Source organism: Streptomyces sp. NPDC052043, assembly GCF_044548235.1.
Taxonomy (GTDB): Bacteria; Actinomycetota; Actinomycetes; order Streptomycetales; family Streptomycetaceae; genus Streptomyces.
Genome location: NZ_JBIUBT010000013.1, coordinates 231,995 through 238,306 on the forward strand (window position 1 = coordinate 231,995; position 6,312 = coordinate 238,306).

At 73.4% G+C, this 6,312-nt stretch carries 5 protein-coding genes; 2 read left to right on the forward strand and 3 right to left on the reverse strand.

Annotation, left to right across the window (positions count from 1 at the left end; translation table 11 throughout):
* The first annotated feature begins 29 nt into the window (after positions 1–29).
* Both ACIHCX_RS29765 and ACIHCX_RS29770 read left to right on the forward strand, forming a co-directional pair.
* A complete protein-coding gene (locus tag ACIHCX_RS29765; protein ID WP_400034831.1) occupies positions 30–1,028 on the forward strand; it encodes an aldo/keto reductase in 999 nt (332 codons plus the stop codon).
* Between the two features lie 140 nt (positions 1,029–1,168).
* Complete coding sequence (locus ACIHCX_RS29770) at positions 1,169–2,326, forward strand: PQQ-dependent sugar dehydrogenase (protein WP_400034833.1); 1,158 nt, start codon at positions 1,169–1,171, stop codon at positions 2,324–2,326.
* Positions 2,327–2,336: 10 nt separating this feature from the next.
* Here ACIHCX_RS29770 and ACIHCX_RS29775 read toward each other — a convergent pair whose 3' ends face one another.
* The 3 genes from ACIHCX_RS29775 to ACIHCX_RS29785 form a co-directional block, all read right to left on the reverse strand.
* On the reverse strand, positions 2,337–2,531 hold the full coding sequence (locus ACIHCX_RS29775; RefSeq protein ID WP_400034835.1) for a DUF6191 domain-containing protein: 195 nt from the start codon (positions 2,529–2,531) through the stop codon (positions 2,337–2,339).
* Between the two features lie 22 nt (positions 2,532–2,553).
* Positions 2,554–5,613 carry an AAA family ATPase gene (locus ACIHCX_RS29780; RefSeq protein ID WP_400034837.1) on the reverse strand — a complete coding sequence of 1,020 codons (3,060 nt, stop codon included), beginning with the start codon at positions 5,611–5,613 and terminating at the stop codon, positions 2,554–2,556.
* A gap of 179 nt (positions 5,614–5,792) precedes the next feature.
* Positions 5,793–5,978: a hypothetical protein gene (locus tag ACIHCX_RS29785; protein WP_400034839.1), complete on the reverse strand. Its 186-nt coding sequence runs from the start codon at positions 5,976–5,978 to the stop codon at positions 5,793–5,795.
* Between the last annotated feature and the right edge of the window lie 334 nt (positions 5,979–6,312).

Consider the following 6,312-nt stretch of genomic DNA (forward strand, 5'->3'; position numbering starts at 1 on the left):
GGCCCCGAGAGAGGGAGGGTTACGGCCAAGTGGAGCGCAGGACGATCGGCGCGGCGGCACTCGCGGTGGGGGCCGTGGGGCTGGGGTGCATGCCGATGAACTGGGCGTACAGCGCGTCGCGGCAGCGGGGAGCGGATTCCCTCAGGGCCGTGCACCGGGCGCTGGACCTGGGCTCGACTCTTCTGGACACGGCCGACATGTACGGCCCGTTCACCAACGAACTGCTGCTGGGGCGGGTGCTGAGGGAGCGGCGGTCCGACGCCTTCGTCTCGACGAAGGTCGGCCTCCTGGTGGGCGAGCAGCACATCGTGGCCAACGGCCGTCCCGGCTATGTACGGCGGGCCTGCGACGCCTCGCTCAGGCGTCTCCAGACCGACGTGATCGACCTCTACCAGCTGCACCGCGCCGACCCGGAGGTCCCCGTCGAGGAGACCTGGGGGGCGATGGCGGAGCTCGTGCGGGCCGGGAAGGTGCGGGCGCTCGGCCTGTGCGCGGTGGGTGCGCGCGCCCGGCGCCGGTCCGGTGCGCGTCTGCACGACGGGACGATCCGCCAGCTGGAGCGGGTGCAGCAGGTCTTCCCGGTCAGCGCGGTGCAGGCGGAGCTGTCGGTGTGGTCGCCCGAGGCGCTGGAGTCGTTGCTGCCGTGGTGCGCCGAGCGCGGGGTCGGCTTCCTGGCGGCGATGCCGTTGGGCAACGGCTTCCTGACCGGCACCCTCACCCCGGGCCAGGGGTTCGAGCCGGACGACGTGCGGGCCCGGCATCCCCGTTTCACCGCCGAGATGATGGCCGGGAACCAGCCGATCGTGGCCGGGCTGCGGCGGACGGCCGCCCGGCACGGCGAGGACGTCACCCCGGCCCAGGTGGCCCTGGCGTGGGTACTGGCCCAGGGCCGGCACGTGATCCCGGTCCCCGGCACCAAGCAGGAGCGCTGGGTGACGGAGAACGCGGGCGCGGCAGGGCTGCGGCTGACGGCCGAGGACCTGGCCGAACTGGGCCGGCTGCCGGCGGCCCGGGGTTCCTGGGACTGAGCCGGCCCGTGGACGCGGCCGCTCCGGGCCGGTGATCCGGCCGTCAGGGCGGTGCGGGCGTGGGATGCGGGCGATCGGGAACCTGGGAGGCTCGGGCGGTGTAAGACAGGTGGAACCTCCGCGTCGAAGGGACGAAGATCGTGCAACGTCGAGCTGTGACGGGCGTGCTGGCCGCCGCCCTGCTGCTGACGGCCGGCTGCTCCTCCGGGGGCCCGTCGGCCGAGGGGGGCGGCATGGCGCCCGGCCGTGCGACGGCGGTGTCCTCGCCCTCGGCACCGGCACCCACGGAGAGCGCGCCGCCGGCCAAGGGCTCGGTGAAGGTCCTGCGCACGGTCGCGGAGGGCCTGAACAGCCCCTGGGGGCTGGCCCCGCTCCCCGGCGGCGGTCTCCTCGTCTCCTCCCGTGACCAGGCGACGATCACGCGGATCGACGAGAAGACGGGGCAGAAGACCGAACTGGGCAGGGTGTCGGGGGTCGCACCGGAGGGCGAGGGCGGTCTGCTGGGCATCGCGCTGTCCCCGGACTACGCCTCCGACCACATGATCTACGCCTACTTCACCTCGGCCTCGGACAACCGCATCGTCCGGATGCTGTACGACGACAGGAAACCGGCCGGTATGCAACTGGGCGCACCGGACACCATCTTCAAGGGCATCCCCAAGGGGGTCATCCACAACGGCGGCCGGATCGCCTTCGGCCCCGACAGGATGCTGTACGCGGGCACGGGCGAGACCGGTGACCGGGGCCTGGCCCAGGACAAGAAGTCCCTGGGCGGCAAGATCCTGCGACTGACCCCGGACGGTCGGCCCGCCCCGGGCAACCCGTTCCCCGACTCCCCCGTGTACTCGTACGGCCACCGCAATGTGCAGGGCCTGGCCTGGGACGACAAGCAGCGCCTGTTCGCCTCCGAGTTCGGCCAGGACACCTGGGACGAGCTGAACGCGATCAAGCCGGGCGACAACTACGGCTGGCCGGAAGCGGAGGGCAAGTCGAACGACCCGAGGTTCCACAACCCGATCGCCCAGTGGCACACGGACGTGGCCTCCCCCAGCGGCATCGCCTACGCCCAGGGCTCCGTCTGGATGGCGGGTCTGAAGGGCGAGCGCCTGTGGCGCATCCCCCTGCGCGGCACCAAGCTCTCGGCGGCCCCCGAGGCCTTCCTGACCGGCACCTACGGCCGCCTGCGCACGGTGGCCTCGGCGGGCGGCGACAAGCTCTGGCTGGTCACCAGCAACACCGACGGCCGCGGCACTCCGAAGAAGGGCGACGACCGGATCCTCGAACTGGAGGTGAAGTAGGCGCCGGCCCTCACTCCCGGGCGGTTCCGGCCTCCTCCGCGGGAGGCTCGGGTGGCCGTACGACGACCTTCCCGGAGGCGAGGTCGATCGGCCCACGACCGGGGTCGGTGTCGCCGACGTCCTCCCGGGTCAGTTCCAGCCGGTTCTGCTCGTCCCGGGTGTGCTTGCGGCCGGGCGCGAACAGTTCCTCGAAGACGTTGAACACGGCTTCCCTCCCGGTCGGCGCCTCACGGTCGTTCCGCGAACAGCCGGTCTTCGGACCCCGGCGGGAACAGGCCCAGCCGGTGGGCCAGTGCGGCCGCCTCTCCGCGGCCCGACACACCCATTTTGGCCAGGATGTTCGAGACGTGGACGCTGGCTGTCTTCGGCGAGATGAAGAGTTCCTCGGCTATCTGGCGGTTGGTGCGGCCGGCGGAGACCAGGCGCAGGACGTCGCGTTCCCGGCTGGTCAGGCCCAGGGCCTCGACGGGGTCGGTGTCAGCGGAGGGCTGCTGCGGAGTGCCGGTCAGGGCGAGGCGGCCGCGGCGGGCCAGCAGGGCGACGGAGTCGGCGAGCGGGCGGGCGCGCAGGTGCTCGGCGACGGCGTGCGCCAGGCGCAGCAGCTCGGTGGCGCGGCCCCGCTGGTCCTCGTCGGTGCCGAGCAGGGCCTCGGCGAGGCGGAAGCGGACGCGGGCGAGGTCGTAGGGGCGTTCCAGCATCTCGAAGGCGGCGACGATCTCGGCCCACTCCTCCGGGCAGCCGCGGCCCTCGGCGCGCAGCAGTTCGGCGCGCACCCAGCGTTCGTACGCCTGCCAGACGGGCACGTTGGTGGCCAGTGACTTGGCGGCGCCGCGGATGCGTTGCAAGGTCTCGGCGCGTCCGGGTGCGGCGGCGGGCAGCCCTGCGGCGTGGGTCTCCACCGTGGCGGCGGTGAGCAGCAGCTGCCAGCCGTAGCGCTGGGTGCCGGGTGGGAGGCCGTCGTCCAGGACGCGTTCGAGTTCGGCGCGGGCGTCCAGCAGGCGGCCCTCGCCCGCGGCGACCCCGATCGCGATCCGGGCGAGCGGCAGGGCGTGCTGGGGCGCCTGGTCGTGGGTGCCGAAGTTTTCGAGGGCCTCGGCGAGTTGGCCGGAGGCTTCGGCCAGATCACCGCGCTCGAAGGCGAGTTCGGCGCGGACCCTGGCGTGGAAGCCGCGTGGTTTGGCGTACTGGCCGACGCGCCAGGACCGGGAGGCCGCCTCGGCGGCCTCGTCCCAACGCCCCAGGGTGAACAGCGACTCGGCGAGATTGCCCCACACCCAGGCCTCGCTGTCGAGCAGTCCGAAGCGCCGGGTGAAGGCGATCCCCTGTTCCATGAGTGGCACGGCCTCGCGGGAGCGGCCGACGGACTCCAGTTCGTTGGGCAGGTTGACGTAGGAGCGGCCGGCGACGCCGGAGATGCCGTCGTCGACGGTGCGCTGGTTGACCTCGTACATCTCGGCGAGGCCCGCCTCGACGTCGCCGGCCTGGACCATGAGACCGCCCAGGGTGAGCCGCGCGTTCATCTCGATCTCGCAGGCGCCGACCATGCGCGCGTACTCCACGGCCCGTTCGGCGGCCGAGAGGGCGTCGGGACCCGGCACGTGCACCATGGACCACCGGGCGACGTCGGCCAGCACCTCCGCGTGCACCTCGGACGGCGGCAGCCCGCGCACCAGATCCTGCGCGGTGCCCAGTTCCAGCCAGCCGTCGCCGTGGTCCTTCGCCTGGACCAGCCAGGAGCGCTGGACCCAGAACCAGGCGGCCCGCAGCGGATCGTTCTCCTCCTCCAGGAGACGCAGCGCCCGCTTGATGATCTTCATGGAGCGGTCCCGCTCCCCGCAGAAGCGGCCGGCCACGGCGGCCTCGGCGAGCAGGTCGAGGTAGGTCAGCGGGGTGGTCGCCGGGTCGCAGCCGCACAGGGAGTACATCGCGGTGTAGTCGATGAGGCGCAGCCGGGAGCGTACGTCCTGCGGTGCGGCGTCCCACAGTTCCATCGCCCTTTCCAGCAGCCTCAGTTGCTCGCTGTAGGCGTGCCGGGCGCGGGCCGCGACGGAGCCCTCGAGGACGGCGGGCAGGGCCTTGGCCGGGTCGTGGGCGTGATACCAGTAGCTGGCCAGCCGGGTGACCCGCACGTCGGCCGGGACGAGCGTGGGGTCGGCCTCCAGGGCTTCGGCGTAGCGGCGGTTGAGGCGGGAGCGCTCGCCGGGCAGCAGGTCGTCGCCGACGGCCTCGCGCACCAGGGAGTGCCGGAAGCGGTAGCCGTCGCCGGTGGGTGCGGCGATGAGGATGTTGGCGTTCACGGCGCCCCGCAGTGCCTCGATGAGGTCGTCCTCGCCGAGCCGGGACACGGCCGCGAGCAGCCGGTGCTCGACGGTGGACCCGCCCTCGGCGGCGATCCTGACGATCCGCTGGGCGGGCTCGGGCAGCTTCTCGACCCTCACGAGCAGCAGGTCGCGCAGGGAGTCGCTGAGGCTGGTGCGGCAGCCCTCGTGCGCGGCGACGGCGAGTTCCTCGACGAAGAAGGCGTTGCCGTCGGAGCGTGCGAAGATCTCGTCGACCTGGGCCGGATCCGGTTCGGTGGCGAGGATGCCGGCAAGCTGGCGGCCCACTTCCTGCCGGGTCAGGCGGGCGAGTTCGAGGCGGCGGACCGTGCGCAGCCGGTCGAGTTCGGCGAGCAGCGGCCGCAGCGGGTGGCGGCGGTGGATGTCGTCGGAGCGGTAGGTGGCCAGGACGACGAGGCGGCCGGTGCGCAGGGTGCGCAGGAGGTAGGCGAGCAGGTGCCGGGTGGAGGCGTCGGCCCAGTGCAGATCCTCCAGGGCGACGACGACGGTGTGGTCGGCGGTGACGCGCTCCAGCAGGCGGGCGGTGAGTTCGAAGAGGCGGGCCATGCCCTCCTCGTCGTGCCGGCCGATGCCTCGCGCGGGAGCCGGCACGCCGAGTTCGGGCAGCAGCCGGGCGAGTTCCTCCTCCTGTCCGGCGGCCGCGGCGGCGAGTTCGCCGGGCAGTTCGCGGCGCAGGGCGCGCAGGGCGGCGGAGAAGGGCGCGAACGGCAGTCCGTCGGCGCCGATCTCCACGCAGCCGCCGACCACCACGACGGCGCCCGCGCCAACGGCGGCGTCGGCGAACTCCTCGACCAGGCGGGTCTTGCCGACGCCCGCCTCACCGCTGAGCAGCAGGGCCTGCGGCTCACCCCCGGCCGCGCGGGTGAGCGCGTCGTGCAGCGTGCTCAACTCGTCGGCGCGGCCGACGAACACCGGACTGACGGACCTGGTCTCCACAACTCCGAGCATCGCATGCGGGTCCGACAGCGCGGCACCTGTTTTCCGCACGGCGGACGGCTGCAAGAGCGCGAGGCCCCGGTCCACTGCCGTGGAGCCGGGGCCGTCCTGACCGTACGGGCCGTGCTGACCGCCCGCGCGGCCCGGGCGGCCCGAAACGTCCTGACCGCCCGGGTCCCGCCGGCCCGTGTTCACGCCGCGCGGGTGAACCGTTGCCGGCGCGGGTCGTGGGTATGGGACTCCGCCTCGGAGGTTCGCCCGTCGGCCGGGCGGCGGGCGGCACGGCGGGCGCGCTGGGCCTCGCGGGCCAGGCGCTCCTGCTCGGCGGTGCGGCCGAGTTCGGCGGCGCGCAGCCGGTGCAGTTCGTAGTGCAACATGGCGTCTCCCCTGGGTCGTCGCGGTGACCGATGGTTTCGGCGTCGCTTTCCGCGATGCCTCCACTGTCGTCTCCCAGGGGGTCCGGCCACATCGGGAGAGTTCCGCATCTTCCCCGTGCGGGGGTCCTTAGGCGCGCGTGCGGGGCCGCGGCGCGGCCGTAAGGCACGGGTACAGACGGGTAAGGCGGCTAGGGCCTGTTGCGAAAGTCCCGTCGTCCGCCCGGAGGGCGGGCCTCGCCGCGTCAGGTGCGTGCTCTCGGCGTGCCGGGCCCTGGCCCTCGTACTGGATGTACTTGGGTCAGGGCCCGGTGCGGCGAGTGGGGGTCCCCCCTGC

What these genes read in the sequence shown, in the direction of transcription:
- ACIHCX_RS29785 (WP_400034839.1), bottom strand. Translation starts at nt 5,978, where the DNA reads ATGTTGCACTACGAACTGCACCGGCTGCGCGCCGCCGAACTCGGCCGC.
- ACIHCX_RS29780 (WP_400034837.1), bottom strand. Translation starts at nt 5,613, where the DNA reads ATGCTCGGAGTTGTGGAGACCAGGTCCGTCAGTCCGGTGTTCGTCGGC.